This window comes from Aeromonas sp. R7-4 (genome assembly GCF_040908055.1).
GTDB classification, from domain to species: Bacteria; Pseudomonadota; Gammaproteobacteria; order Enterobacterales; family Aeromonadaceae; genus Aeromonas; species Aeromonas sanarellii.
Map to the genome: position 1 here is coordinate 42,947 of NZ_JBFODA010000058.1, position 24,722 is coordinate 67,668.

A 24,722-nucleotide genomic window follows, 5' to 3' on the forward strand; every position below is an offset into this window, starting at 1 on the left:
CTTCAGCAGATTAACTCAACGTGATAAACCACTTGTCCCGTTCGTCGAGACAGTCGGGCTCACCCATCTCGAATTCGCGGCAGATCAGTGGGCGTACCTCGTAGATGCGGCACATCATGGTGTTCCGGTCGAGCGCCGCGCACCAGCCATCTTCCAGCCGGTGCATCACGGGCACCTCGCCTTCCCGCTCTTCGACATAGCGGTCCGGCACGCCGGTATCGGTAAACAGCATCACCTCGAGACGGCAGCAGCACGCCTCGCAGTTCTGGCAGCTTACTTCGGGAGTTGTCCGGGTCATGGCACCTGCCTCGCCGTCATGGGCACGGAAGAATAGGAAACAGGCGCCGGTGCGGCGCCTGTGGTCTGAACCTTAGCCCAGTTTGCGGGCACGGTAGCTGCGCCCCTTGATCTTGCCTTCCTGCAGTCGCTTGAGCGCCGCCTTGGCCGCGCCCTGTCTGACCGCGACATAGGAGTACTGCTCGGCGATCTGGATCTTGCCGACGTCGGCCCCGGCAATGCCGCCTTCGCCGGTCAGGGCGCCCAGGATGTCGCCGGCCCGCACCTTGCTCTTGCGGCCCGCGTCGATGGAGAGGGTCACCATCTGCGGCGCGATCGGCTTGATCTCGCGGCCTATCCCGTCGAGATCGCCAAGCGGCATCGGCGCTTTCTGGTACTCCTCGATAAAGTTGACGCGCTGGGCCTCGTTGGGCTGGTAGAGGCTCAGGGCCAGGCCCTGCTGGCCGGCGCGACCGGTGCGGCCGATGCGGTGCACATGCACTTCCGGGTCGTAGGTCAGCTCGTAGTTGATGACGGCGCCCAGCTCCTTGATGTCCAGCCCGCGGGCGGCCACGTCGGTGGCCACCAGTATGGTGGCGCTGCCATTGGCGAAGCGCACCAGCACCTGATCCCGCTCGCGCTGCTCCAGATCGCCGTTCAGCGCCAGCGCCGAGAAGCCCTTGGCGGCCAGATGGTCGGCCACCTCGTTGCAGGCGCGCTTGGTGTTGCAGAACACCACGCAGGAGCCCGGCTGATAGTGGCTCAGCAGCCAGGTGAGCGCGTCCAGGCGTTGGCCGGCCGGCACTTCATACAGCTTCTGTTCGATGGCGCTGCCCTCGTGCAGGGATTCCACGCTCACCTCGACCGGGTTGCGCTGCACGCCGCGGCTCATCCGGGCGATCCCCTCCGGATAGGTGGCGGAGAAGAGCAGGGTCTGACGCTCGTGCGGGGCATAGCCTATGACCCGGTTGATGTCCTCGCCAAAGCCCATGTCCAGCATGCGATCCGCCTCGTCCAGCACCAGGGTCTGGAGGCCGTCGAGCACGAGCGTGTCCTGCTCCAGGTGCTTGAGGATCCGGCCCGGGGTGCCGACGGCGATGTGGGCGCCAAAGCCCAGGGTGGCGGATTGCGGGGCGGTCGGGGTGCCGCCGCACAGGGTCACCAGCTTGACGTTGGGCAGGGTGCGGGCGAGACGGCGGATCTCGGTGGCCACCTGATCCGCCAGCTCGCGGGTCGGGCAGAGCACCAGGGCCTGTACCTCGAGCCGGTTGACGTCGAGGCGGGAGAGCAGGCCGAGGCCGAAGGCGGCTGTCTTGCCGCTGCCAGTTTTTGCCTTGGCGATCAAGTCTTTGCCATCGAGTACCAGGGGCAGGCTCTGGGCCTGGATCGGGGTCATCTGCAGATAGCCCAGGCTGACGAGGTTCTCTTGCAGGGCGGGGGAGAGGGTGAGGCTGCTAAATTCGCTGTTGTTCACAAAAGGACTCTATATCGGAGAAAACGGGCTGCGCCGGGCGCAGGGGCGCGCATTGTACCAGAATCCCCCGCCGGATGTGGCGCAAATTTGAGCGACAGTGCGGGTGCCTGCCTTCCCGCCCCGGCAGGGGAGTCTGGGCTGCCAGCCGGGCAGGGAGCATGCGAGTCACCATTCCGCTGTCGTGGAAATAGGTTGATGGCGCCGTCATCATTCATTGCAAATAAGATAAACGTTTGTCATTTCGCCTTGATTAAATAAAGCGGTCGTAAATTTGACAGGTTGGCTGCGACGCCACTGTGCGAATTTTAAAGGGATGTAATGCGGCTGTGAAAATAAGCCTTTAATGTGAAGCGGATTATTTTTAAGTGATTGTTTTATAATGATTTAATTGTTTTGTGGACGATGGATTAATACTGGCGAAATTGTTTAATTAATTTAAAAACGTTTGTATTATCCTGCATGCATATTTTTACCGCGGATTGTGATGGCTATCAGATTTTTAAATGTGCAAATGTCTATGATGGCGCCGGTCAAAAATTACAATTCACTCAGGTGCTACAGGTATGGAATACGTTCACTTTGTGCTCGGACTCGTGATGGTCCTGGCTCTGGCGTTGCTGGCAAACCGCCGCAACTGGAAACAGATCAAGCCGCGCTACATCGGTCAACTGCTGGTGGTCGAGCTGGCGCTCGCCTGGTTCATGCTGAACTCCGAAGTGGGTCTGGCCGTCATCGGCGGGTTCGCCGCCGGTTTCACCAAGCTGATGGAGTTTGCCAAGCAGGGGACCGACTTCGTGTTCGGCGGCCTGATGAACGAGGGGGCCTTCTCCTTCTTCCTGATGGTGCTGATGCCCATCGTCTTCATCTCAGTGCTGATCGGCATCCTGCAGTACATCCGCCTGCTGCCCATCGTCATTCGCGGCATCGGCACCGTGCTGGCCAAGATCAACGGCATGGGCAAGCTGGAGTCCTTCAACGCCATCAGCTCCATGATCGTCGGCCAGTCCGAGAACTTCATCGCGCTGAAAAACGTGCTGCCGCACCTGAACGAGAAGCAGATGTACACCCTGGCGGCGACCGCCATGTCCACCGTCTCCATGTCCATCGTCGGCGCCTACATGCAGATGATCGAGCCGCGCTACGTGGTGGCGGCCCTGGTGCTCAACATGTTCAGCACCTTCATCGTGCTGTCGCTGATCAACCCCTACGAGCCGGACAATACCGTGACCGACGCCAAGGCGCTGGCCGAGGGTGACGAGCACCACACCCCGAAGCAGGAGAATTTCTTCGAGATGCTGGGCGAATACATCATGGCCGGTTTCACCGTGGCGGTCATCGTCGGTGCCATGCTGGTGGGCTTCATCGCCCTGATCGCCCTCATCAACTTCCTGTTCGAGGCGGCATTTGGGGTCAACTTCCAGCACGTCATGGGCTACATCTTCTACCCCATCGCCTGGATCCTGGGCATCCCGAGCGGTGAGGCGCTGCAGGCCGGCTCCATCATGGCGACCAAGCTGGTGACCAACGAGTTCGTGGCCATGATGGATCTCGGCAAGATCGCCGCCGAGCTCTCCCCGCGTACCGTCGGCATGCTCTCCATCTTCATGGTGTCGTTCGCCAACTTCAGCTCCATCGGCATCATCGCCGGTGCAGTGAAGGCGCTGAACGAAGAGAAGGGCAACATGGTCTCCCGCTTCGGCCTGAAGCTGGTCTACGGCTCCACCCTGGTGAGCCTGCTCTCCGCCGTCATCGCCGGCGTAATGCTCTAACTCATCCCTCCGCGCTCGTGCTGACAACCCCCTGCCCCGGCAGGGGGTTGTTTTTTGGGCGTCTGGCGGTCTCAGGCCGTCCACAAGAGGCAGGGCCTGGCCCTGTCAGACGGCGTGGGGCAGGGGTCAGAGCTTGCCCCTGACCAGCCACTTGTCCAGCGCATTGGCGAAGCGCTGCTTGTCGGCGGCGTTGAGGGGGGCGGGGCCGCCGGTCTGCACCCCGGCTGAGCGCAGTTCTTCCATGAAGTTGCGCATGCCGAGGCGCGCCTTGATGGTTTCGCGGGTGTAGATCTCGCCGCGGGGGTTGAGCGCCTCGCCCCCGGCATCGATCACCCAGGAGGCGAGGGGGATGTCGCCCGTGATCACCAGATCGCCGGGTTTGACCTGCTGGGCGATGACATGATCCGCCACATCGAACCCCTTCTCCACCTGCTGGGTCTTGATGAAGGGAGAGGGGGGCACCCGCAACCCCTGATTCGCCACCAGGGTGGTGACGACCTGGGCGCGGTGGGCGGCGCGGTAGAGGATCTCCTTGATTGGGAGCGGGCAGGCATCGGCATCAACCCAGATGGGCATGGCATGGTTTCCTGTGTCTGAGGCGAGGCTGCAATGTTAGCACGGCCGGTGCGGGGCGGCTGCCCCGGGGCTGAGTCGGGCCCGGCTTTGGTGTAAGCTGGGCCGATGACCATGAGCGAGAAGGACGTGTGGATGGATCGGGTGCCCAGTGACGTGATTTATGGCCTGACCCTGGATGGCAGGGGGGGCATGCAGCCGCTGGCGGCAGGAAGCGAGATCCCGGCAGCCCAGCCCGGCTGGCTGCATCTGGATTACGGCAACCCGGAGGCCGCGCGCTGGCTGCTGCAGACCCCCTTGCTGGGGGAGGCGGCGCGCGAAGCCCTGCTCGGCCAGAGCAACAGGCCCAAGCTGGTCAGGATGGGGGAGACGGTGCTGCTGATCCTGCGGGGCATCAACCACAACAAGGATCACAGACCCGAAGAGATGGTGGCGCTGCGCATCTACATCACGCCGGATCTCATCATCAGCAGTCGCCGCCGTCCGCTGCTCTCCGAGAAGGACGTGTTCGAGCAGTTGACGCTGGGGGGAGGCGCCGACTCCCCCGCCGACTGGCTGGTGGAGATCTGCGATGCCCTGACCGACAGGGCGGGGGAGTTTGTCGAGGAGTTGCACGATCAGATCCTGGATCTGGAGGAGATGGTGCTGATGCGCGATCTGCCCCCCAATGGCCGGCTGGCACGGATCCGCAAGCAGCTCATCATGATCCGCCGCTACCTCTCCCCCCAGCGGGATCTGGTGGCGCGCCTGGCCAACGAGAAGATCAGCTGGCTGGACGAGGACGACAGGCGCCGTCTGCTCGACATCGCCGACCGCCTGCGGCGCTGGCTGGACGATCTGGATGCCGGGGTGGCGCGCACCGCCGTGCTGGCGGACGAGATCAACAACCTGATGGCGGAGGCGACCAACCGCCGCGCCTACCAGATGTCGGTGATGGCGCTGCTGTTCCTGCCCGCCAGCTTCCTGACCGGCCTGTTCGGCATCAACCTGGGGGGCATGCCGGGGGCCGAGAGCCCGACCGCCTTCTGGGTCTTCTGTGGTTCCCTGCTGGCGCTGGCGACCGGACTCGCGGTCTGGCTCAAGCACAGGCGCTGGTGGTAAGGAGTGAACATGACGACATGGGAATCTTTTGGCTGGACCCTGCTGTTGCTGCTGGGTCACACCCTGATCCGCGGCCTCATCCACAAGAGCCTGATGGCCCTTGGCCAGAGCCGGCAGGTGAGCGAGAACCGGGTGATCTACGTGGAGCACGTGTTCCATTTCCTGCTCGGCTGCGCCACCCTGCTGATCCTGGCGGGGGTCTGGGGGCTCGACTTCTCCCGGCTGGTGGTGCTCGCCTCCTCCTTCTTCGCGGTGCTCGGCGTCGCCATGGTGGCCCAGTGGTCGATCCTCTCCAACATCACCGCCAGCATCACCATCTTCTTCGCCTTCCCCTACAAGATCGGCGACCGGATCCGCATCCTGGACAAGGACGATTCCGTCACCGGCGTCATCACCGAGATCGGCCTCTTCTATGTGCGGGTGCGGGATGACAACGGCGATCTGGTCACCTATCCGGCCAACCTTATCCTGCAAAAGCCGGTCAGGCGGCTGGAGGGCAAGGAGGTTGAACCCCTGCAACCGGAGTGAAGAAGGCTCCTGCGGGAGCCTTCTTGCTGGTCGGGGGCTCAACGTTCGAAGAAGCGGTAGAGGTGTTCGACCTGGATGGGGCAATCGGCCACTAGATGGATGTGGTCGCGAGCCTCCTCGGTGGAGGAGAAGCTCATGGGACACCCCAGGGTATCCGTCATCACATAGAGATGACCGTCCTGCCCCCGAAACTCCACGATCCAGCCGGGCGCGATGATGTCGTGCATGATCTCCGCCTCCCTGAACCTGTGCTGCTGGTGAAGCGCACGCAATTCGCTGACTGTCATGACATCCTCCTGTGACTCATGGCGCCACCCTCAAGTCTAGCTCGCAGCCAAGGATGCGCCCCCTTCATCCCGCCTCCCTGGGCGGTTGCAGGGCGATCAGCAGCTCCCCTGCCAGGGGGGCGACGGGGCCGGTGACGACCCTGGGCCTGCCCCTGGGATCCAGCACGAACAGGGGGATGGCGCCCGGATTGGCGTCCTGGTACTGGCCCCAGTCAAAGGCGTCGCTCAGCCTGGTGGCCCTGATCTGGCCGCCCCGGCTCAGCAGGCCGCTCAGGCGGGCGAAATTGACGTCGGGGCCGAACAGGTGCTGGCGGGCGCGGAAGGTGGCGCTCTCCCGGTTCGCCTTGCCATGCTGCTCGCTGGAGCGCAGGGAGTGGACCTTCTCCTCCCCGTACAGGTGGGCAAAATGCAGCACGCCGAGGGCGTTGTTGTGGCGGTTGGGGGAGAGGGCGAGCACCGTATTGATGCTGGTGAGGGGCAGGTGCAGCTCGGCGTGCTCCGACTGCGGGTTGCCGAAATAGCAGGGCAGACCGCTCATGCGGGCCAGCTTGCAGTGCTCCCAGGCCGGATCCGAGAGATGGACGGGGATGCCCTGATCCGCCAGCGCCCGGCCTATGGCGCGGGCCACCGAGTTGGCGCCGATCAGCAGCCAGATGTTGGGCGCGCTCTGGCGCATGCCGAGCAGCCGGGCCAGGGGGGTGGCCGTCAGGCTCTGCAACACCACGGTGAAGATGATGACGGCAAACACCAGGGGCACCAGCTTGTCGGCATCCGCGATGCCGGCCTGGTGCAGGCTGATGGCGAAGGAGGCGCTGACCGCCGCCGCCACTATGCCGCGGGGCGCTATCCAGCCGAGCAGGGCCCGCGCCCGCCAGGGCAGGTCCGACCCCCAGGTCGAGACCAGGATGCAGAGCGGGCGGGCGACGAACTGTACCACGCACAGCAGCGCCAGCACCATGGGGCCGAGCTGCCAGAGCTGGGCCAGATCGAGGCGGGCCGCCAGCAGGATGAAGAGGGAGGAGATGAGGATGACGGCAAGGTCCTCCTTGAAGGCGAGCACCTCCTCCAGATCCAGCCCCTCCTGATTGGCGAGCCAGATGCCGAACACGGTCACCGCCAGCAGGCCGGACTCGTGGCTGAGCCAGTCAGACAGGGTGAAGGTGACCAGCACCAGCGCCAGCACACCGAACTTGTGCAGGCTGACCGGCAACCAGTCCTTGCGGATCAGCAAGGTAGTGAGCCAGCCGGCGGCCGCCCCCATCAGGGAGCCGACCCCCACCGTCTTGGCCAGCGCCAGCAGGGTGTGGCTGAGCACGTCGCTCTGGCTGCCGAGGCGCACCGCCTCGAACACCAGCACCGCGAACAGGGCGCCGATGGGGTCGATGACGATCCCCTCCCAGCGCAGGATCTTGTCCACCTCCCGCACCGGCCGGATCACGTTGAGCATGGGGGCGACCACGGTGGGGCCGGTGACCACCAGCACGGCGCCGAGCACCATGGCGACCCGCCAGTCCAGCCCGAGCAGGAAGTAGCTGGCCACACCGATGACGGCGAAGCTGGCCAGCATGCCCACCGAACAGAGGTTGCGCACCACCTTGCCGATCCCCTTGAGTTCGGTCAGGTGCAGGGTCAGCGCCCCTTCGAACAGGATGATGGCGACCGAGAGGGAGACCAGGGGAAACAGCAGCTCCCCCAGCAACAGATCCGGGTCGAGCGCGCCCGTGATCGGACCGAGCAGCAGGCCGCTCAGCAGCAGGAACAGGATGGCGGGGACGCGCAGCGACCAGGCGAGCCACTGGGCCAGCAGGGAGATCAAGGCGATCCCGGCGAGGGAGAGTGCAATCATGCCAACCTCGGACAGATGATGGGGTTGGACCTAGTGTAGCGGGGAGGGCAAGTTGACACCCTGTGGGTGGGCCCTCAGCGGACGGTCCCGATCAGATGGGACTCTCTTTGTGGAGCTCGGTGACACAGTCGGTCACCGCCAGCACCAGGGCCGAGCGCACCATCTGATCGAGCCGGTTGAGCTGCATCTGGTAGAGGGGCCAGTCCTCCTCGTTGGCCGGCGGATCCTGCGGCATCATGCTGCCCTGATTGATGCCATGGAGGCGAGCCAGCAGATCCCGGATCGGCTTGTCGCTGAAGCGGTAATCCTTGGGATCGCGCACCAGAAAATCGCGGATCTTCAGGTAGGCCTCGAGATCCTGATAGCGCTCGAGGGAGATGAGGCCGAGGGCGAAGATGAGCTTGAGGCGCACCTCCAGCTGGCCGAGGGGGCCGCTCTGGTTGAGCAGGGGCTCGATGGCGTATTTGACGGCATACTCCTCCTGGCGAAAGGCTCGCCGCATCAGGGAGTCGACCGCCTCTTCCAGGATGGTCACGACCTCGAGAAAGAAGCCGCGGGGGCCGTCCTGCTCGTTCAGTCGCTCCAGTACATCATCTTCCTGGTGTGTGGTCATAGGTCTCTAGGGTCCGGCTGACAGGGGGAGAGCCAGGCTCTTCCCCGGTTTTATCGTATGGGGTGCCTCACTGGCCGGTCTGCGCTGACCGGCGGCGGTGAAGGCACCCCATAGGGTCACTTCAAGTTGTTGTAGCGGGCGACTATGGTGCGCACGACATCGCTGTTTTCATCCAGGCCGGTCACCCTGGCCAGGGCCCGGGCCGGGCCCAGCTCCGCGAGCAGGGACTGGAGCTCCACCGCCTGGGGATCGTCGGCATTGTGGTAGTGCAGCGCCGCCGCGATGCCCTCCTGCAGGTGATCGCTCGGCAGGCCGTACTCCAGGGTGCCGAGCAGCGGCTTCACCAGCCTGTCCCCCGCCGACAGCTTGCGCAGTGGCTGGCGACCAACCCGGTCGATCTCGTCCACCAGATAGGGGTTGGCGAAGCGGGCCAGGATCTTCTCGATATAGGCGGCGTGCAGGCGCGGGTCGAAACCGTATCGCTTCACCAGCACGGCTCCGCTCTCCTCCATGGCGCGGCGCACCTTGCTGCGGATCAGCGGATCCTCGATCGCCTCGCGGATGGTGCCATAGCCCCTGAGCTTGCCGAGGTAGGCGGTGACGATGTGGCCGGTATTGAGGGTGAACAGCTTGCGCTCGACGAAGGCCATCAGGTTGTCGGTAGGCTCCATGCCCGCCACCTGGGGCAGCTCCCCCTTGAACTGGGTCTGGTCGACGATCCACTCGCTGAAACTCTCCACCGTCACTTCCAGGGGATCGTCGTTCGCCGCCGCCGGCGGGACTATGCGATCCACCGCCGAGTCGACGAAGCCGACACAGTTTTCGAGGGTGGCATGATACGCGACCGGCAGATACTTGAGTACCTCCTGCTTGAGGTGGCTGGTGCCGCGCACCATGTTCTCGCAGGCGATGACGTTGAGCGGGGTCAGGTTGCCGGCATCGAAGCGGGCCTGCAGCCCCTTGGCCAGGGTGCTGGCAATCTTGTCCAGGATGTTGGGGCCGACCGCGGTGGTCACCAGATCGGCGGTGATGATGCGGGCGATCACCTCGTGGCCGGCGGAACTGACCGCCGCCACGTTGCGCACCACGTCCAGCTTCTGATCCGTGCCCACCACGTGCACCTTGTACTCCTGGCGGTGGTTGAGCTGATCGATCAGGGTCTCGTTGACGTCGGCGAAGGTGACCTGGTGGCTGGCGTCCGCCAGCAGTTTTCCGATGAAGCCACGACCTATGTTGCCGGCACCAAAATGCAATGTTTTCATGATATTAACCTCTATAACCAAAGACGATGACGGATGATCAGGCAGCCTGTTCGGCGCCCAGCAAGTCCAGGAACTCCTGAGGATCCTGGGTACTGGCCAGGCGGTCGACGAGACCGGGTTCGTCCAGTGCATTGGTCAGGCGGGTTATGACCTGAATGTGTTCATCGTTGCGGGCGGCGATGCCGATGACCAGGCGCGCCACCTCGTCGGCGCCCTCGCCGAAGGCGACCCCGGCCGGATACTGGCAGATGACGATGCCGGTGCGCTTGACGTGCTCCTTGGCGGCTATGGTGCCGTGGGGCACGGCGATGGACTCGCCGAGGTAGGTGGAGACCAGCTTCTCCCGCTCCAACATGGCGTCGACATAGTCCGGTGCCACGTAGCCGCGCTCGGCCAGCAACCTGCCGGCGGCCAGGATGGCGGCCTCCTTGTTGTCGGCCTTGAGGCCCAGATGCACGTCCTGCAGGCTCAGGGTGAAGACCTCGCTGGCTTGCGGCTCGTAGCTGTCGTCGTTGGCCGCCACCAGCAGCTGCGGGTTGGCCACGTCGTCGTTGGCCGCGTTGGCCAGGGTGAGGTTCTGCACCAACTCCTGATAGAGGGCATTGTCGAGGAAGTTGGAGAGGGAGATGTGACGGGCGTGCGGCGCGTGGCGACGGGCACGGTCGGTCAGATCCTTGTGGGTGATGACCAGATCCACCTGATCGTCCAGGTTGTTGATGGCACGGTTGGTGACGCTGATGTCGAGGCCGGCGGCCTGCACCCGCTTGCGCAGCATGCCGGCACCCATGGCGCTGGAACCCATGCCCGCATCGCAGGCAACGACGATGTTGCGCACCGCAGTGAGCTCGGCACCCGGCTTCTTGGCCGCGGTGGTCTCGGGCTTGGCACCCTTCATGGCCTTCATCTTGCGGGTGGCTTCACCCAGGGCATCGGCCTCGTCGGCTTCCGGCTGCTGGGCACGGACGAACACGGCGGCGACCAGGAAGGAGACGGTGGCGGCGGCGATGATGGAGAGCAGCACCCCGATCAGGGAGGCTTTCGGTGTCATCAGCAGCACGGCGAAGATGGAGCCCGGCGAGGCGGGGGAGACCAGGCCTGCGTTGAACAGGGTCAGGGTGAAGACCCCGGTCATGCCGCCGGCGATCACCGCCAGGATGAGGCGCGGGTTCATCAGCACGTAGGGGAAGTAGATCTCGTGGATGCCGCCGAAGAAGTGGATGATGGAGGCACCGGCAGCGGACTGCTTGGCGGCTCCGCGACCGAACACCATGTAGGCCAGCAGCACGCCGAGGCCCGGGCCCGGGTTCGCTTCGATCAGGAAGAAGATGGAGCGGCCCTGTTCGGTGGCCTGCTGGATGCCCAGCGGCGAGAAGATGCCGTGGTTGATGGCGTTGTTCAGGAACAGGATCTTGGCCGGTTCGACGAAGATGGAGGTGAGCGGCAGCAGACCGTGGGCGACCAGGAAGTCGACGCCGCCGGCCAGGGCACCGGAGAGCACCTTGACGAAGGGACCGATCACGAAGAAGGCGAGGATGGCCAGCAGCATGCCGATGATGCCGGCGGAGAAGTTGTTCACCAGCATCTCGAAGCCGCTCTTGACGCGACCCTCCATCGCCTTGTCGAAGCGCTTGATGGCCCAGCCACCGAGCGGGCCGACCATCATGGCGCCCATGAACATGGGGATGTCGGTCCCCACGATGACGCCCATGGTGGTGATGGCACCGACCACGGCACCCCGGTCACCCCCGATCAGCTTGCCGCCGGTGTAGCCGATGAGCAGGGGCAGCAGGTAGGTGATCATGGGGCCGACCAGCTTGGCCAGCGTCTCGTTCGGCAGCCAGCCGGTGGGGATGAAGAGGGCGGTGATGAAGCCCCAGGCGATGAAGGCGCCTATGTTGGGCATGACCATATTGGACAGGAAGCGTCCAAAATTCTGTATCTTGACTTTGGTATCCGGTGATAACATGTCGGGACCCCGTTTTAAGCCTGTGTGATTAAGGGTGGTAGTGGGGATGGTCGGTTTTGCAGAACCCCATCCCTGTCGTCTAAGCAACTTCAATCTACCAGCTTGTAATCAAATTAGGCTGAAAACGGGGGGTATTGTGACCCACATCTCAAATACCCTGGCCTACCCCCTCCATGCACAGTGATGTCGATCACAATCACTCGCCGTATTTCGGTTACATTTCGATCTCCTCGCCTTTTCTCTCCGATTTTTTGTGATGAGAATCTCGTTTTGTTGTTTGCGCAAATCATGTGTCAATGTGATTCTCGTCACATAATGGTGATTTGTACTCGATTGAGGCATGGCTTGTGTCATCCAATTGACAAGCTGCAACGATTAATCAGGCTCCATCACCCATTATTTATCGATGAATCAGTGATTCTGTAACCCACTTTCAGTTTTCGCCGCCGGGGGGGATCGCCTCCGGCATGACTCCTCCTGTTTCCTTCCTCTGTGCTTCCCGACGCTTCCCGTGGCTGCCATTCCCTTCTTGGCGGCATGGCAAAATGCGGGCGTTCGGCTGCGCCTTCCATCCCGGTGTGGTCCGCCTCTGCGGCGCGCTCATGAAAAAGCCCGCGGGAAGCGGGCTTTTTCGGGACAAGGCTGGCTGCGGGTTTATTCCGCCTTGGGTGCCTCGGCGGTCGGCGCCGCCTCTGCTTCGCTGGCAGGAGCGACCGGCGCCGGACCCGGCACCAGATCCACCGCCGGCTTGGCGATGAGGGAGCGGGTCTCTTCCACCGCCTCGGTCAGCTTCACCTCGATGATCTGGCCGAGCTCGTAGACCACCTCGGTCTTGTCCAGATAGACGCGGCCGTTGTCCCAGTTGCACTCCAGCCGATCCTTGTTGTCCAGGATATGGCGGGCGGGCATGAAGACCACGGCGCCGTTCTCCTGCAGACGCAGCTTGAGGCCGGCGCGCATCACGTCGATGATCTCGGCGTTGAACACCTTGTCGGTACCCGCATCGGCCTTGAGGTAGCGCACATAGAGCCAGTCGCCGATGTCGCGCTCCACCATGCGGTGCAGGCGGCGGCAGGCGGTCAGGTGCTCGGTCAGCTCCAGGCTGGGGCGCTCACCCGGGGTCTTGCCGGCGATGACCGCCTTGAGCAGGCGATGGTTGACCATGTCGCCGTATTTGCGGATGGGGGAGGTCCAGGTGGCGTAGGCATCCAGACCCAGGCCGTAGTGGGCACCCGGTTCGGCGGACATCAGGGCATAGCTCTGGAAGCGGCGGATCTTGCCGTCCAGCCAGCGGGTGTCCAGGTTGTCTATCCAGCGGCGCAGGGCGCAGAAGCCGGAGAGGCTCGCGATATCTTCCTTCTCGAACGGGGCCTCGGCGGTCTTGAGCAGCTCGATGGCGCCGTCCAGGGACTCCTCGTCAAAGCCGGTGTGGACGTTGAAGATGCCGTAGCCGACCTCTTTGCCCAGCACGCGGCCGGCGCAGATGTTGGCGGCGATCATCGACTCTTCCACCATGCGGTTGGCGATGCGGCGCGGCTCCACGTGGATGGCCAGCACTTCGCCGTCTTCACCCAGCTCGAAGTCGTAGTCGGGTCTGTCCGGGAACACCAGGGCGTGCTCGGTGCGCCACTTGATGCGAGCCTCCGTCATCGCCTTCATCAGGGGCAGCTGGGCCAGGACGCCGGCGTCGATATCCAGCGCTTTGCCGTGCTCGGCCCAGTCGGAGACGTCGTCATAGCTGAGACGGGCATGGGAATTGATGCGGGCGGCGAAGAACTCGGTCTCCTCCAGCAGCAGGCCGTCCTCGGCGATGAGCAGACGGGCACACAGGGTGTTGCGCTCCTCGCCCTCTTTCAGGGAGCAGAGCTCGTCGGAGAGGGTGCGCGGGATCATCGGCACGTTGCGCCCCGGCATGTAGACGGTGAAGGCGCGCTGGGCGGCCTCCTTGTCCAGCTCGCTCCCCTCGGCCACATAGGCGGTCGGGTCGGCGATGGCCACCAGCAGCTCCCAGCCGTTCTCCAGCTTGGTGATGGCCAGGGCATCGTCCATGTCCTTGGTCTTGGCACCGTCGATGGTGAAGAAGGGAACCTGGGTCAGATCCCGGCGGGGCAGCTCTTCCTCTTCGATCACCTTCCACTCCGGCAGGTCCGCCGGTTCAATCTGGGCCAGGTTGTGGCGCGCCAGCACCACCCACCAGGGCACGTTGTGATCTTCCTGGGTGGCGATGAGCTGGGTGATCTCGGCGGAGAAGTTGCCGTCCACCAGGGCATGGCGCTTGAGGGTGGCAACCACCCAGTCCCCTTCCTTGAAGGACTTCTCGTCCAGACCCTTCTTGGCGCGGGCCTTGATGGCGTCCTTGATGAGGGGGTGGTCGGGCACCACGTTGAGGCGGTCGCGGAACATCTTGACGCGGCCGACGAAGCGGGTGACGGCCTGCTCCAGCAGGGCATCCGGCTCGGCCACCTCTTTCTCTTTTTCAGTGCGGATCAGGGCGCTCACCCGGTCACCGTGCATCACCTTCTTCATGTAGGGAGGCGGCACGAAATAGCTGGTCTTCTCATCGACCTCCAGGAAGCCGAAGCCCCGATCGGAGGCGCGGATCACACCCTCTTTCTTGGGGATGTTTTCGCGGATTTGTTGCTTGAGCTGGGCCAGCAGCGGATTGTCTTGGAACATAAATGGGGAACCTGAGTGGAGACCTGATGGTTAATCGCCCAGCACTATACGTTTTTACCCCCCCAAAGCCAAGGTGAATGGCCCCCTCAACGGAGTTGCAGTGCCCGTCGCCCCTGCTGGATCAGGCGCTGGGATATCTGCTTGTGCAGCCCCCGCTCCAGCACCCAGCGGTGCCAGTAGAGCTGCTCGACCAGGTGATGATCCGGGTTGAGATCGAGCAGGCGCCCCTCTTCCAGTTGCTGGCGGATCTGCAATTCCGGGATGAGGCAGCAGGCCAGCCCCTGCTCCGCCATGGCGACGAAGGCCTCGGAGGATCGCACCGTGTGGCAGGGGTAGCCACCGGGGGGGAGGGCGAAATGACGGGCCATGTAGCTGATGTGCATGTCGTCGCGCTGATCGAAGGCCACCGCCGGCGCCTTGGCCAGGGCTGCCGCCGTGAGGCCGTTCGGGAAGTGGCGGGCGACGAAGGCGGGGCTGGCGGTGAGCAGATAGCGCATCTCGCCGAGTTCGTCGACGCAGCAGCCCGCCAGCGGCTGGGGTTGCAGGCTGACGGCGCCGAACGCCTGCCCCTCGCGCACCCGGTCCAGGGTGCGGCTCTCGTCATCCACCAGCAGGTTCAGCTCGATGGGGTATTGCTCCAGCAGCGGCGCCAGGGCGGGCAGGAACCAGGTAGCCAGGCTGTCGGCATTGACGGCGATGCTGACCCGGATGGGGGCCCTGGGCTCGTCGGGGGAGAGCTCGCCGGCCAGCTCCAGCTCCAGCTGGCGCACCTGGCGATAGTGGGCCAGCAGCTTCTGGCCGAGCCCCGTGGCCTGCAGCGGCTGGCTGCGGATGATGAGCGGCTCCGCAAACTGCTGCTCCAGCTGCTTGATGCGCTGGGAGATGGCGGACTGGGTGATGTGCAAGCGCTGGGCGGCCCGCTCGAAGTTCTGCTCTTCCATGACCGCATCCAGCGCCAGCAGCAGCTTGTAGTCCAACGCCTTCATCAGCATTCCTTATGAACAAGAGGATTGAGCAAGAATGCTACTGGAGCGGCGGCGGGAGGACAACCCGGCCGCGGATCGGGTGGTGGCCGCCCCAGCAGGCAAGCGTCATCTATTGGTGTCTGGTAACGAGGGAACAAGTCGTTGCGAAGGATACTGGTGCAATGTGTGAGGGGGATGATGCAGTGCGTGCCGACATGGCAAAGTGTGTGAGCCGCCGTTGATAGCAGATGGTACGCGAATGTGGCGGCCTGGCGTTGGCGGACAAGCTGGCACGGGTGAGCGGTGCTGCAGGTAAAGGTCGCATCCATAGACAGCTTGAACGGAGAGTAAAGAAGTGTCTGCTTGTCCCGCCAAGATGAAGCAACCCGCTTGCTTGTGTGTGTCCAGAACGGGATGACGACCACTGGCCCAACGGTCTGAGGGAGACCCTGAAACATAGGCAGTCTCCGAGGCTGTGCGGCTTTAAGGCTCCCTCAGGCGCGACTCACATCATGGATGGGGCAGGGCTGCCCAGCGAAGTCGGGGTAGATTCGAGCACCCTGCCTTGTCAGTGTCATCATCAATCTGGCCGTACGGTGTTCAGAGTGACCAGAGATTTTATATGCCTCTGCCGGATCAGTTCTGGGCGAACTCGAAGGCCTTGATCACCTGCTTGACCCCGCTGACGTGGCGTGCGATCTCCACGGCCTGTTCCCCCTCCTGACGGGTCACCAGACCGATCAGGAACACCTCGCTGTTCTCTGTGACGACCTTGACCTTGGTGCTGTCGAAGTTCTTGGTCCCCAGCATGTCGGCCCTTACCTTGGAGGTGATCCAGGTGTCGTTGCTGCGCACCCCTATGCTGACCGGCTTGCCGAGACGCAGCTCGTTATAGACGTGGCGTACCCCTTCGATGCGGGCCACTATCTTGCCCGCCTCCTGCTTGTAAGCGTCAGAGGGTGTCTGGCCGACCAGCAGAACGCGGCCATTGTTGCTGTAGACGCTGATCTTGCTGGCCGCGCTCAGGGGCTTGTTGTCGGCCAGCAGATTGGCCGCCTTCAGCTCAATGGTCTGATCGTCCCACTGGGCGCCCAGGGTGCGACGATCCCCGGTCGCCTTGGCGGTACCGGCTGCACCGCCGACCACCACGGCTGCGCAGCCTTGCAGCAGCAAGGCGCCGGTCAGAAGGACAAATGCGAGAATGGGCTTCTTCATGGTTTCAGTCTTCCTGTTGCGGGAAAAGAGTCTGGTCGATGAGATCACAGAGGCAGTGCAGGGTCAACAGATTCACTTCCAGAATGCGGGGGCGACGGGCGGAGGGGACGCGGATCTCCACGTCATTGGGGCCGAGCAGGCCGGCGATCTCTCCTCCGTCCCCGCCACCCAGCACTATGATGGTCATGTCGCGGGAGAGGGCCGCCTCGGCCGCCTTGATCAGGCTGCGACTGTTGCCCGTGGTGGTGATGACTACCAGGATGTCGCCGGGCTGACCCAGGGCCCGGATCTGCTTGGCATATACCTCTTCGAAACCGTGATCCGTGGCGATGGCGCTGATGGTGGCCATGTCCGGTGTCAGGGCCAGGCCAGGCAGGGAGGGGCGGGGCGTCTCATAGCAGTTGACCAGCTCGGAGATGAACAGCTGTGCCAGCGCCGAGGAGGGGCCGTTGCCGCAGGCCATCACCTTGTGGCCATTGAGCAGACAGATGGTCAACATCTGGGCCGCGGTGTGAATGGCGTCCGGCAGCGCCTCGGCGGCCGCTATCTTGGTCTGGATGCTCTCGGTGTAATTCTCTTTGATGGGATCTGTCATGGGGTCCTCTTAAAACGCGTTCTGGATCCAGTCCGGCTGGTCGCCCTCGAACGCGATCACATCGAATCGACAGGCCTGGCTGGCCTCATTGATGGCATGTTGCTTGAAATAGTGGCGGGCGGCCAGCACGATCTTGTGCTGCTTGCGCCGGGTGACCGAGCTGGCGGCCCCGCCATGGCTGGCGTGAGCACGATATCTGACCTCGACAAACACCAGGGTATCCCCCTGGCGCATGACGAGGTCGATTTCACCACCGCGGCAGCGGTAGTTGCGGGTCACGGGTTGCAGGCCACGGGCCTGCAACCAGCGTTCCGCTACTTGCTCAAAGTGCTGTCCCTTGTTCGTCGCCGCCGATGGCAACAGGTTCAACCACTGCTGGTGCAGTTGTGCCAGTAGCCTCTTCATGGGTCGCGTCCTCCAGCTGGGGCAAGGCGGTGTCGCTGACCAGCTGGCCATTCTGGTAGGTGGCCCAGTCCAGCATGCGCACTATGTTGCCCTGAGGATCCACGCTCAGCTGACCGCTCATGCCCGGTTGCTGCATGGCGTTCAGCTTGCGCATCTGCTGCAGGTTGCCAGCCAGGCCGACGGCATCGTAGCCTAGGGCGAATAGGCGCAGCAGGTCCCCCTGGGTTTGCGGCCAGAGCAGGGCAATCTGTTCACGTTGCTTCTCGTAGCCGCCCAGCAACAGCGGCATCTCGGAGATGTGCATGCCGTTGAGCTCGGAGGCGACCTCGGTCGCGCCGCTGTCATAGCCGCGCGCGCTGCTGTAGATGGGCAGGCTGCCCATGGGATTGACCGAGATGTCCACATAGGGCTTGATCATCCGGGTTTCCAGGCTGTTGGCCACCACGTAAACGGCGTCTATGCTGCGCGGCGTCGCATCGGACAGCTGGACTATCTCCCCGGCACGGGCGGTGGATCGGCCGCTCAGGGCGTTCTTGACCATGCCCTGCACCTCGTTGCGTGCGCCGAAGGTGGCAACCACGGGTTTCTCCTGGCTGACGCCGGCCCAGGCCTGCTCGAACGCCTTGATACTGCTGTAACCAATACGGCCTTGTGCGGCGATCAACAGCGGCTTGCGATAGCCCTGCCCATAGAGATACTGCGCGGCCTGGCTCGCATCGGCGGCGGCGGAGAGGGAGAAATAGAAGGTGTTGTCGTTGACGATGGGCTTGTCCAGCTCGTTTAGCGCCAGCACGGGCACGGTCGGGTTGGACTTGAGCAGATCCTCGACCTGATCCTTGAGCAGCGGGCCTATGATCATGTTGGCCCCTTCCTGGATCGCCTGCTTGTAGAGATCCCCCATCGCCTTGCCCTGGGTGTCGTAGAAGTTCAGGGTGAACTGCCCCTGATTCTCCTTGTAGGACATCAGCATGCCGTTGCGGATGGCGGCGCCCTGGGCTTCCAGATTGCCGGAGAGAGGCAGGAAGACGGCGACCTGCTGCAGGGGGCCGGCATCCGTGGTGGCGAGATCACCCAGGCCGGCCGGCATGTCGCTCTGGGCCGGATGGTTCGGGAAGGCTTGTTTCCAGCCGGCGAGCTGGCGGGCAAGCTGGCTCGGCTGGGCGCCGAATTCGTTCACCAGGGCGGCCAGTCTCAGCCAGCCGGTGGTGACGTCGGGGGCCGGCGCCTCTTCCAGAGCCTGCAGGGTGGAGGGGGTCATGCTCTTGAGCAGAGACCAGATCTGCTGATGGTTGGTGGCCAGTTCATTCTTGGCCAGGTAGGGCTCCAGCAGGATCAGCGACTTGGCGGCACCGAACTTGTTGTTGATGTCCAGTTGCAGCACCACGCGCTGGCGGTACCAGTCCTTCTGGGTATCGGCATCCAGCGCCACCTCAGGTTTGCCCTCCAGCAGGATCAGCGCCTGGTTGGCGTTGCCCTGGGCGAGCAGCAGGTGCGCCTGCAGCAGCTGCAGCTGCGCCTGCTGCTCTGGGCTCTGGGCCTGCTTCTGCAACTGCTGGTACAGGGCGGCAGCCGGCTTGGCCTGGCCGAGGGCCAGGTAGCTGCGCGCGGCCATCACCTGCCAGACGAAGGCTTCCGCCGGCTTGGCGGGATCCACCTGCTCCAGATACCACTGGGCATTCTTGGTCAAATCCGAGAAGGCCGACGGCATGCCGGGCTGTCCGGAAGGTTGATTGGGCTCCGACGCACAGGCGGCAAGCAGGACTGCCGCGAGTAGGATGCCGAAGAGTCGTGATACACTTAGCTGCTTTGTAACCCGGTTCAAGTTCATTCCCCGACCAGTGTTGAAATTCTCCATAGTGTAAACGGGCCAATATGGCGACACAATTGTCGGGACGCTCGGAGATCCCATGAGTGACATCCCAACCCTGTATATAGTCCCCACCCCCATCGGCAATCTGGCGGATATCACCCAGCGAGCATTGGACACTCTGCGCCGCGTCGATCTGGTGGCCGCCGAGGATACCCGGCACACCGGCATCCTGCTCGGCCACTACCAGATCTCGGTGCCGACCTTCGCCCTGCACGATCACAACGAGCAGCAGAAGGCGGACGTGCTGATCGCCCGGATCAAGGAGGGCAAGAGCGTGGCCCTGGTGTCGGACGCCGGCACCCCCCTCATCAGCGACCCCGGTTATCACCTGGTCACCCGCTGTCGCGAGGCCGGGGTCAAGGTGGTGCCGCTGCCCGGCCCCTGCGCCGCCATCACGGCGCTCTCGGCGGCCGGCCTGCCCACCGACCGCTTCGCCTTCGAGGGTTTTCTGCCCGCCAAGGCCAAGGGGCGCGACGATCGTCTGCAGGCGGTGAGCGAAGATACTCGCTCCCTGGTGTTCTACGAATCACCGCGCCGGGTGCAGGAGACGGTCGAGGCCATCGCCCGCATCCTGGGGGAGCGCCAGGTAGTGGTGTGCCGCGAGCTGACCAAGACCTTCGAGTCCATTCACGGGCTGCCCGCCTCCGAGATGCTGGCCTGGCTCGGGGAAGACGAGAACCGCTGCCGCGGCGAGATCGTGCTGGTGGTGGCGGGGGCCAGCAAGGAAGAAGAGGAGCTGCCGGCGGAGGCGATCCGCACCCTGGGGCTGCTGGTGGCCGAGCTGCCGCTCAAGAAGGCGGCGGCCCTCACCGCCGAGATCCACGGGGTGAAGAAGAATGCCCTCTACAAGTACGGTCTCGAGCATCATTAATTGTCGTAATCGGGAATTGCCGGTTTACCCCGTCCGCTTCACGAGGCTATAATCCGCGCCTCGGAGTTGGCTGGGCAATCGCTGCTTCGTCGTTGTGTCCCTCGGGACAGACGGGCGGAGGGGAGGAAAGTCCGGGCTTCACAGGGCAGGGTGCCAGGTAACGCCTGGGGGGCGCGAGCCTACGACCAGTGCAACAGAGAGCAGACCGCCGATGGCCCGCAAGGGATCAGGTAAGGGTGAAAGGGTGCGGTAAGAGCGCACCGCGCGACTGGCAACAGTTCGTGGCACGGTAAACTCCACCCGAAGCAAGACCAAATAGGCCCCTATTGGCGCGGCCCGCGTTGGGGGCGGGTAGGTTGCTTGAGCCAGCGAGCGATTGCTGGCCTAGAGGAATGATTGCTACCCGGGGCAACCCGGTACAGAACCCGGCTTACAGGCCGACTCCGACCTCTTTCCCAAAGAGCCTTGCGCCTTCTCGCAAGGCTCTTTTTATTATTTGAGGAACAGCGGAACAATCATCCACGTTCTCGCCATAATAGCACTTGGTTTTGATGAGAGTGATATGCTTATAAATCATGCTGTTATGATTTACCTCATCGTAATGTTAGTGACTGGATTTCTCGCAGGACGGATGAGGTAAAAGCCTGCCCTTATATATCTACTTTGTTCATTTTCTAATTGTTCCCAATTTATCTCTTGCTTGTGAGCAGCAATAACTTGTGAAAAATCAATTCATTTAATCGGTCGTCTCCCCACGCTGCGTCAATATGTTTCCCCTGCCCGAGATCCTTGCTTGAAAAGCCTCCTGCTCGTCCTTAAACTTCATGGTGGAGAAAAGTGGATCAAAGTGGTTTTTATCGGGCGATTTGCCCCCTTAACTCATTTTCAGGGACTGCAATTTGTTGCGTGGCGCTCACGCCATCAGCCTGGACAGCAAGGGCCGGTTGGCGATTCCGACCAAATTTCGTGATTGGCTGCGCGACGAGTGCGACGGCCAGCTGGTCTGCACCATCGACATCGCTCATCCCTGTCTGCTGCTGTATCCCCTGAACGAATGGGAAGAGATAGAGCGCAAGCTCAAGACCCTTTCCAGCACCAACCCGGCGGAACGCCGCCTGCAGCGTCTGCTGCTCGGCCACGCGGCCGAATGCGAACTGGATGGCAATGGCCGTCTGCTGCTGAGCCAGCCGCTGCGCAGCCATGCCGGGCTGGACAAGAAAGTCATGCTGGTGGGCCAGCTCAACAAGTTCGAGCTGTGGGATGAAGCCCGCTGGCAACAACAGATCAACGACGACATCCTGGGCCTGCCCGAGGACGACTGGGCAAGCTCACCACGACTACAGGATTTTTCTTTATAAATGACCCAAGCCGCTGAACACATCACAGTGCTGTTGCACGAAGCCGTCGAAGGGCTGGCCATCAAGCCGGACGGCATCTACGTCGACGGCACCTTTGGCCGGGGTGGTCACTCTCGTCTCATTCTCCAGCAGCTCGGCCCCAACGGCCGACTGATCGCCATCGATCGGGATCCCCAAGCCATCGCCGAGGCCGCGAAGATCCAGGATCCCCGTTTCGAGATCGTGCACGGCCCCTTCTCCGGCATCACCTCCTACCTGAGCGAGCGCGGCCTGCTGGGGAAGGTGGACGGCTTCCTGCTGGATCTCGGGGTCTCCTCCCCCCAGCTGGACGATGCCGAACGCGGCTTCAGCTTCATGAAGGACGGCCCCCTCGACATGCGGATGGACCCGACCACTGGCCAGAGCGCTGCCGAGTGGCTGGCCCGCGCCGATGTGGACGACATCGCCTGGGTGCTGAAGACCTTCGGCGAGGAGCGCTTCGCCAAGAAAATTGCCCGCGCCATAGTGCACGACAGGGTCACCGAGCCCTATGTGCGCACCCGCCAGCTGGCAGAGATGATCGCCCGGGTCAATCCGAGCAAGGAGAAGGGCAAGCACGCGGCCACCCGCAGCTTCCAGGCCATCCGCATCTACATCAACAGCGAGCTGGACGAGATCGAAACCGCGTTGAACGGCGCGCTGGAAGTCTTGGCTCCTCACGGCCGTCTCTCCGTCATCAGCTTCCACTCCCTGGAAGATCGGCTGGTGAAGCACTTCATCCGCAAGCACGAGAAAGGACCCGAGGTACCTCACGGCATCCCGCTGACCGAGGCCCAGCTGGCCGGCGGTCGCAAGCTGAAGTCGGTCGGCAAGGCGCTCAAGCCTTCCGAGCATGAAGTCAATGAAAACACCCGATCCCGCAGCTCTGTGCTGCGGGTCGCAGAGCGGCTGGCGGAGTAAGCCATGAGCGAAGTGCGCGTTCACCTCGCCAGGGAGATCGTTGCGGATCTCTGGCGCCACAAGTTGCAGGTCGTGCTGACCATCGCCGTGCTGGTCACCGCCTTCGCGGTGATCCTGGTGACCAACATGACCCGGGGGCTGACGGCCAAGCAGAACGATCTGATGGCGGAAGAGGACAGGCTCAACATCGAGTGGCGCCACCTCTTGCTGGAGCAGGGCACCCTGGCCGAGCACTCCCGGGTGGCGAGCCTGGCCATGGACAAGTTGCAGATGGCTCGCCCGCTGGTGACCACCGAGAAGGTAATTACACAACCATGACACGCAAGGCCGCCACCAAGGCTCCGGCAAAGGACAAAGCCAAGGCGAAAGCACCGTCACTCTACCCCTGGCGCTTTCGCACCCTGGTTTTCTTCATCGGCATCGCATTTGCGGGGCTGATCCTGCGGCTGGCCTGGATCCAGGTGATCGATCCGGACAGGCTGCGCCAGGAGGGGGACATGCGCTCCCTGCGCACCACCTCCACCCAGGCGGTGCGCGGCATGATCACGGATCGCAACGGCGAGCAGCTGGCGGTCTCCGTGCCGGTCGAGGCCGTCTGGGCCGATCCCAAGACGGTGCACGAGTCCGGCGCCATCCACAACGAGCGCGCCTGGCTGGCGCTCTCCGCCGTGCTCAAGCTCGACATCAACACCCTCAAGCACCGCATCGCCAACCCGAGCAAGCGCTTCGTCTATCTGCAGCGGCAGGTGACGCCGGCGGTGGCGGAATACATCAAGGGCTTGAAACTGGGGGGCATCTATCTGCGCCCCGAGGCGCGCCGCTTCTATCCGACCGGCGAGATCAGCGCCCACCTGGTGGGGGTGACCAACATCGACGGCAGCGGCATCGAGGGGATCGAGCGCAGCTACAACGAGTGGCTGACCGCGACCCCGGGGGAGATGCGGGTGCGCAAGGACCGCCAGGGCCGCGTCATCGAGCGGCTGGGCCTGGTGAAAGAGGGCAAGCACGCCAACGATCTGCAGCTGAGCATCGATCAGCGGGTGCAGGCGCTGGCCTATCGCGCCCTCAAGCGGGCCACCGACGAGAACAAGGCGACCTCCGGCTCCATGGTGATGCTGGACGTGAAGACCGGCGAGGTGCTCGCCATGGTCAACACCCCCTCCTACAACCCGAACAACCGCGGCCAGTACCAGAGTTTCCGGGTGCGCAACCGGGTGGTCACCGACACCTACGAGCCGGGTTCCACGGTCAAACCCTTGATTCTGTTGAGCGCCCTGCAGGCCGGCGTCACCAGCTGGAAGGATTTCATCCCGGGTGGGCCGCTCTTTATCGGGGCCAAGCAAATCCGTGACGTGAGCATCCACAAGGCGACCAACCTGTACGACATCCTGCGCTACTCCTCCAACATCGGCATGTCGCGCATCGCGCTGCGGATGCCAGCCCAGGAGATGATCAACACCCTCAGCATGGTGGGCTTCGGGATGGACACCGGCAGCGGCCTGATGGGGGAGAGCAGCGGCATGCTGCCCCAGCGTCGCCGCTGGTCCGACATCGAGCGGGCCACCCTGTCGTTCGGCTACGGCCTGCGGGTCACCCCGCTGCAGCTCGCCTCCGCCTACGCCACCCTGGCCAACAAGGGCAAGCGGGTGCCGCTCTCCATCATCAAGGTGACCAAGCCGCCCAAGGGCGAGCAGGTCATCGACCACAACAACGCGGCCGCCATGCTGCAGGCGCTGGAGTACGTGGTCAGCAACGCCATTCCCAAGGCCCAGATCCCGGGCTACCGGGTCGGCGGCAAGAGTGGTACCGCCAAGGTCGCCGTGGCTGGGGGCTATGGCAAGGATTACATGGCCTGGTTTGCCGGCTTCGCCCCGGCCAGCAATCCCCGCTTCGTCATGGTGGTGGTGATCAACGAGCCCAAGGGGGATGCCTACTACGGCGGCGCCGTGGCGACGCCGCCCTTTGCCGAGGCCATGGGGGGCGTGCTGCAGCTCTTCAACATCCGTCCCGACGCGATCCCGCCCGAGGTGCCCGCCAAGCTTGCCCGCACGGAGGCCACCAATGGCGCACCGCGTACTTGACGGGCATCCGGCTTTTTCCATCGGCCCCGCCGCTGTCGGGGCATTTTCCATG

22 protein-coding genes and 1 other RNA gene are annotated in these 24,722 nt (G+C 63.5%); 9 read left to right on the forward strand and 14 right to left on the reverse strand.

Translation table 11 applies throughout. From position 1 onward, the window contains the following. Positions 1-10: 10 nt before the first annotated feature. On the reverse strand, positions 11-298 hold the full coding sequence (locus AB5Y72_RS15570) for a YkgJ family cysteine cluster protein (protein WP_042077573.1): 288 nt from the start codon (positions 296-298) through the stop codon (positions 11-13). 72 nt (positions 299-370) lie between these two features. Continuing rightward, positions 371-1,750, reverse strand: a complete 1,380-nt coding sequence (dbpA, locus tag AB5Y72_RS15575) for an ATP-dependent RNA helicase DbpA (protein ID WP_325783460.1) — start codon at positions 1,748-1,750, stop codon at positions 371-373. 563 nt (positions 1,751-2,313) lie between these two features. Between dbpA and AB5Y72_RS15580 the strand changes: the two genes are divergently transcribed. Further along, on the forward strand, positions 2,314-3,519 hold the full coding sequence (locus AB5Y72_RS15580) for a NupC/NupG family nucleoside CNT transporter (protein WP_209793710.1): 1,206 nt from the start codon (positions 2,314-2,316) through the stop codon (positions 3,517-3,519). 126 nt (positions 3,520-3,645) lie between these two features. On the opposite strand, the gene AB5Y72_RS15585 is transcribed toward AB5Y72_RS15580, so the two are convergent. Further along, the gene (locus AB5Y72_RS15585; protein ID WP_042077576.1) at positions 3,646-4,095 is read right to left on the reverse strand and encodes a YaiI/YqxD family protein; all 450 of its coding nucleotides are present in this window, start codon (positions 4,093-4,095) and stop codon (positions 3,646-3,648) included. A 105-nt stretch (positions 4,096-4,200) separates the two neighbouring features. Between AB5Y72_RS15585 and zntB the strand changes: the two genes are divergently transcribed. Together zntB and AB5Y72_RS15595 are read left to right on the forward strand one after the other, a co-directional pair. Then, entirely contained in the window at positions 4,201-5,193 is a 993-nt protein-coding gene (gene zntB / locus AB5Y72_RS15590) for a zinc transporter ZntB (RefSeq protein ID WP_209793709.1), read from the forward strand. A gap of 9 nt (positions 5,194-5,202) precedes the next feature. Then, positions 5,203-5,721: a mechanosensitive ion channel domain-containing protein gene (locus AB5Y72_RS15595; RefSeq protein ID WP_042077578.1), complete on the forward strand. Its 519-nt coding sequence runs from the start codon at positions 5,203-5,205 to the stop codon at positions 5,719-5,721. A 38-nt stretch (positions 5,722-5,759) separates the two neighbouring features. On the opposite strand, the gene AB5Y72_RS15600 is transcribed toward AB5Y72_RS15595, so the two are convergent. From AB5Y72_RS15600 to AB5Y72_RS15650, 11 genes are all read right to left on the reverse strand, one after another. Continuing rightward, complete coding sequence (locus AB5Y72_RS15600) at positions 5,760-6,008, reverse strand: hypothetical protein (RefSeq protein WP_042077579.1); 249 nt, start codon at positions 6,006-6,008, stop codon at positions 5,760-5,762. Positions 6,009-6,072: 64 nt separating this feature from the next. Continuing rightward, positions 6,073-7,854 carry a sodium:proton antiporter gene (locus AB5Y72_RS15605; protein ID WP_325783461.1) on the reverse strand — a complete coding sequence of 594 codons (1,782 nt, stop codon included), beginning with the start codon at positions 7,852-7,854 and terminating at the stop codon, positions 6,073-6,075. A gap of 91 nt (positions 7,855-7,945) precedes the next feature. After that, on the reverse strand, positions 7,946-8,467 hold the full coding sequence (locus tag AB5Y72_RS15610) for an MltR family transcriptional regulator (RefSeq protein WP_042077582.1): 522 nt from the start codon (positions 8,465-8,467) through the stop codon (positions 7,946-7,948). Positions 8,468-8,583: 116 nt separating this feature from the next. Further along, positions 8,584-9,729: a mannitol-1-phosphate 5-dehydrogenase gene (locus AB5Y72_RS15615; RefSeq protein WP_182935173.1), complete on the reverse strand. Its 1,146-nt coding sequence runs from the start codon at positions 9,727-9,729 to the stop codon at positions 8,584-8,586. Positions 9,730-9,766: 37 nt separating this feature from the next. Beyond that, positions 9,767-11,695 (reverse strand): PTS mannitol transporter subunit IICBA, encoded by a 1,929-nt coding sequence (locus AB5Y72_RS15620; RefSeq protein ID WP_042077585.1) that lies wholly within the window; start codon positions 11,693-11,695, stop codon positions 9,767-9,769. Between the two features lie 654 nt (positions 11,696-12,349). After that, positions 12,350-14,371, reverse strand: a complete 2,022-nt coding sequence (locus tag AB5Y72_RS15625) for an exoribonuclease II (protein WP_325783462.1) — start codon at positions 14,369-14,371, stop codon at positions 12,350-12,352. Positions 14,372-14,457: 86 nt separating this feature from the next. After that, positions 14,458-15,357: a LysR family transcriptional regulator ArgP gene (locus tag AB5Y72_RS15630; protein WP_368199196.1), complete on the reverse strand. Its 900-nt coding sequence runs from the start codon at positions 15,355-15,357 to the stop codon at positions 14,458-14,460. 615 nt (positions 15,358-15,972) lie between these two features. Continuing rightward, complete coding sequence (gene dolP / locus AB5Y72_RS15635) at positions 15,973-16,551, reverse strand: division/outer membrane stress-associated lipid-binding lipoprotein (protein WP_216991130.1); 579 nt, start codon at positions 16,549-16,551, stop codon at positions 15,973-15,975. A 4-nt stretch (positions 16,552-16,555) separates the two neighbouring features. Next, the gene (locus tag AB5Y72_RS15640) at positions 16,556-17,146 is read right to left on the reverse strand and encodes an SIS domain-containing protein (protein WP_010675848.1); all 591 of its coding nucleotides are present in this window, start codon (positions 17,144-17,146) and stop codon (positions 16,556-16,558) included. A 9-nt stretch (positions 17,147-17,155) separates the two neighbouring features. Then, positions 17,156-17,551, reverse strand: a complete 396-nt coding sequence (locus AB5Y72_RS15645) for a YraN family protein (protein ID WP_325783464.1) — start codon at positions 17,549-17,551, stop codon at positions 17,156-17,158. Next, a complete protein-coding gene (locus AB5Y72_RS15650) occupies positions 17,469-19,259 on the reverse strand; it encodes a penicillin-binding protein activator (RefSeq protein WP_325783465.1) in 1,791 nt (596 codons plus the stop codon). The genes AB5Y72_RS15645 and AB5Y72_RS15650 overlap by 83 nt, the downstream gene beginning before the upstream one ends. Positions 19,260-19,458: 199 nt before the next feature. Here AB5Y72_RS15650 and rsmI point away from each other — a divergent pair, with 199 nt between their 5' ends. The 6 genes from rsmI to AB5Y72_RS15680 all read left to right on the forward strand — a co-directional run bounded on the left by rsmI (position 19,459) and on the right by AB5Y72_RS15680 (position 24,670). After that, entirely contained in the window at positions 19,459-20,292 is an 834-nt protein-coding gene (gene rsmI / locus AB5Y72_RS15655; protein ID WP_325783466.1) for a 16S rRNA (cytidine(1402)-2'-O)-methyltransferase, read from the forward strand. A 62-nt stretch (positions 20,293-20,354) separates the two neighbouring features. Next, an RNA gene (gene rnpB / locus AB5Y72_RS15660) (RNase P RNA component class A) lies at positions 20,355-20,741 on the forward strand. A 450-nt stretch (positions 20,742-21,191) separates the two neighbouring features. After that, positions 21,192-21,650 (forward strand): division/cell wall cluster transcriptional repressor MraZ, encoded by a 459-nt coding sequence (gene mraZ, locus AB5Y72_RS15665; RefSeq protein WP_042077595.1) that lies wholly within the window; start codon positions 21,192-21,194, stop codon positions 21,648-21,650. Continuing rightward, on the forward strand, positions 21,651-22,589 hold the full coding sequence (gene rsmH, locus AB5Y72_RS15670) for a 16S rRNA (cytosine(1402)-N(4))-methyltransferase RsmH (protein WP_042077597.1): 939 nt from the start codon (positions 21,651-21,653) through the stop codon (positions 22,587-22,589). It begins immediately after the preceding gene. Positions 22,590-22,592: 3 nt separating this feature from the next. Then, positions 22,593-22,907 (forward strand): cell division protein FtsL, encoded by a 315-nt coding sequence (gene ftsL / locus AB5Y72_RS15675; protein WP_042077599.1) that lies wholly within the window; start codon positions 22,593-22,595, stop codon positions 22,905-22,907. Then, positions 22,904-24,670 carry a penicillin-binding transpeptidase domain-containing protein gene (locus AB5Y72_RS15680; protein ID WP_209794196.1) on the forward strand — a complete coding sequence of 589 codons (1,767 nt, stop codon included), beginning with the start codon at positions 22,904-22,906 and terminating at the stop codon, positions 24,668-24,670. The genes ftsL and AB5Y72_RS15680 overlap by 4 nt, the downstream gene beginning before the upstream one ends. Positions 24,671-24,722 lie beyond the last annotated feature (52 nt).

What these genes read in the sequence shown, in the direction of transcription:
- AB5Y72_RS15570 (WP_042077573.1), bottom strand. Translation starts at nt 298, where the DNA reads ATGACCCGGACAACTCCCGAAGTAAGCTGCCAGAACTGCGAGGCGTGC.
- AB5Y72_RS15580 (WP_209793710.1), top strand. Translation starts at nt 2,314, where the DNA reads ATGGAATACGTTCACTTTGTGCTCGGACTCGTGATGGTCCTGGCTCTG.
- AB5Y72_RS15585 (WP_042077576.1), bottom strand. Translation starts at nt 4,095, where the DNA reads ATGCCCATCTGGGTTGATGCCGATGCCTGCCCGCTCCCAATCAAGGAG.
- zntB (WP_209793709.1), top strand. Translation starts at nt 4,201, where the DNA reads ATGACCATGAGCGAGAAGGACGTGTGGATGGATCGGGTGCCCAGTGAC.
- AB5Y72_RS15595 (WP_042077578.1), top strand. Translation starts at nt 5,203, where the DNA reads ATGACGACATGGGAATCTTTTGGCTGGACCCTGCTGTTGCTGCTGGGT.
- AB5Y72_RS15600 (WP_042077579.1), bottom strand. Translation starts at nt 6,008, where the DNA reads ATGACAGTCAGCGAATTGCGTGCGCTTCACCAGCAGCACAGGTTCAGG.
- AB5Y72_RS15605 (WP_325783461.1), bottom strand. Translation starts at nt 7,854, where the DNA reads ATGATTGCACTCTCCCTCGCCGGGATCGCCTTGATCTCCCTGCTGGCC.
- AB5Y72_RS15610 (WP_042077582.1), bottom strand. Translation starts at nt 8,467, where the DNA reads ATGACCACACACCAGGAAGATGATGTACTGGAGCGACTGAACGAGCAG.
- AB5Y72_RS15615 (WP_182935173.1), bottom strand. Translation starts at nt 9,729, where the DNA reads ATGAAAACATTGCATTTTGGTGCCGGCAACATAGGTCGTGGCTTCATC.
- AB5Y72_RS15620 (WP_042077585.1), bottom strand. Translation starts at nt 11,695, where the DNA reads ATGTTATCACCGGATACCAAAGTCAAGATACAGAATTTTGGACGCTTC.
- AB5Y72_RS15625 (WP_325783462.1), bottom strand. Translation starts at nt 14,371, where the DNA reads ATGTTCCAAGACAATCCGCTGCTGGCCCAGCTCAAGCAACAAATCCGC.
- AB5Y72_RS15630 (WP_368199196.1), bottom strand. Translation starts at nt 15,357, where the DNA reads ATGAAGGCGTTGGACTACAAGCTGCTGCTGGCGCTGGATGCGGTCATG.
- dolP (WP_216991130.1), bottom strand. Translation starts at nt 16,551, where the DNA reads ATGAAGAAGCCCATTCTCGCATTTGTCCTTCTGACCGGCGCCTTGCTG.
- AB5Y72_RS15640 (WP_010675848.1), bottom strand. Translation starts at nt 17,146, where the DNA reads ATGACAGATCCCATCAAAGAGAATTACACCGAGAGCATCCAGACCAAG.
- AB5Y72_RS15645 (WP_325783464.1), bottom strand. Translation starts at nt 17,551, where the DNA reads ATGAAGAGGCTACTGGCACAACTGCACCAGCAGTGGTTGAACCTGTTG.
- AB5Y72_RS15650 (WP_325783465.1), bottom strand. Translation starts at nt 19,259, where the DNA reads ATGCCGTCGGCCTTCTCGGATTTGACCAAGAATGCCCAGTGGTATCTG.
- rsmI (WP_325783466.1), top strand. Translation starts at nt 19,459, where the DNA reads ATGAGTGACATCCCAACCCTGTATATAGTCCCCACCCCCATCGGCAAT.
- rsmH (WP_042077597.1), top strand. Translation starts at nt 21,651, where the DNA reads ATGACCCAAGCCGCTGAACACATCACAGTGCTGTTGCACGAAGCCGTC.
- ftsL (WP_042077599.1), top strand. Translation starts at nt 22,593, where the DNA reads ATGAGCGAAGTGCGCGTTCACCTCGCCAGGGAGATCGTTGCGGATCTC.
- AB5Y72_RS15680 (WP_209794196.1), top strand. Translation starts at nt 22,904, where the DNA reads ATGACACGCAAGGCCGCCACCAAGGCTCCGGCAAAGGACAAAGCCAAG.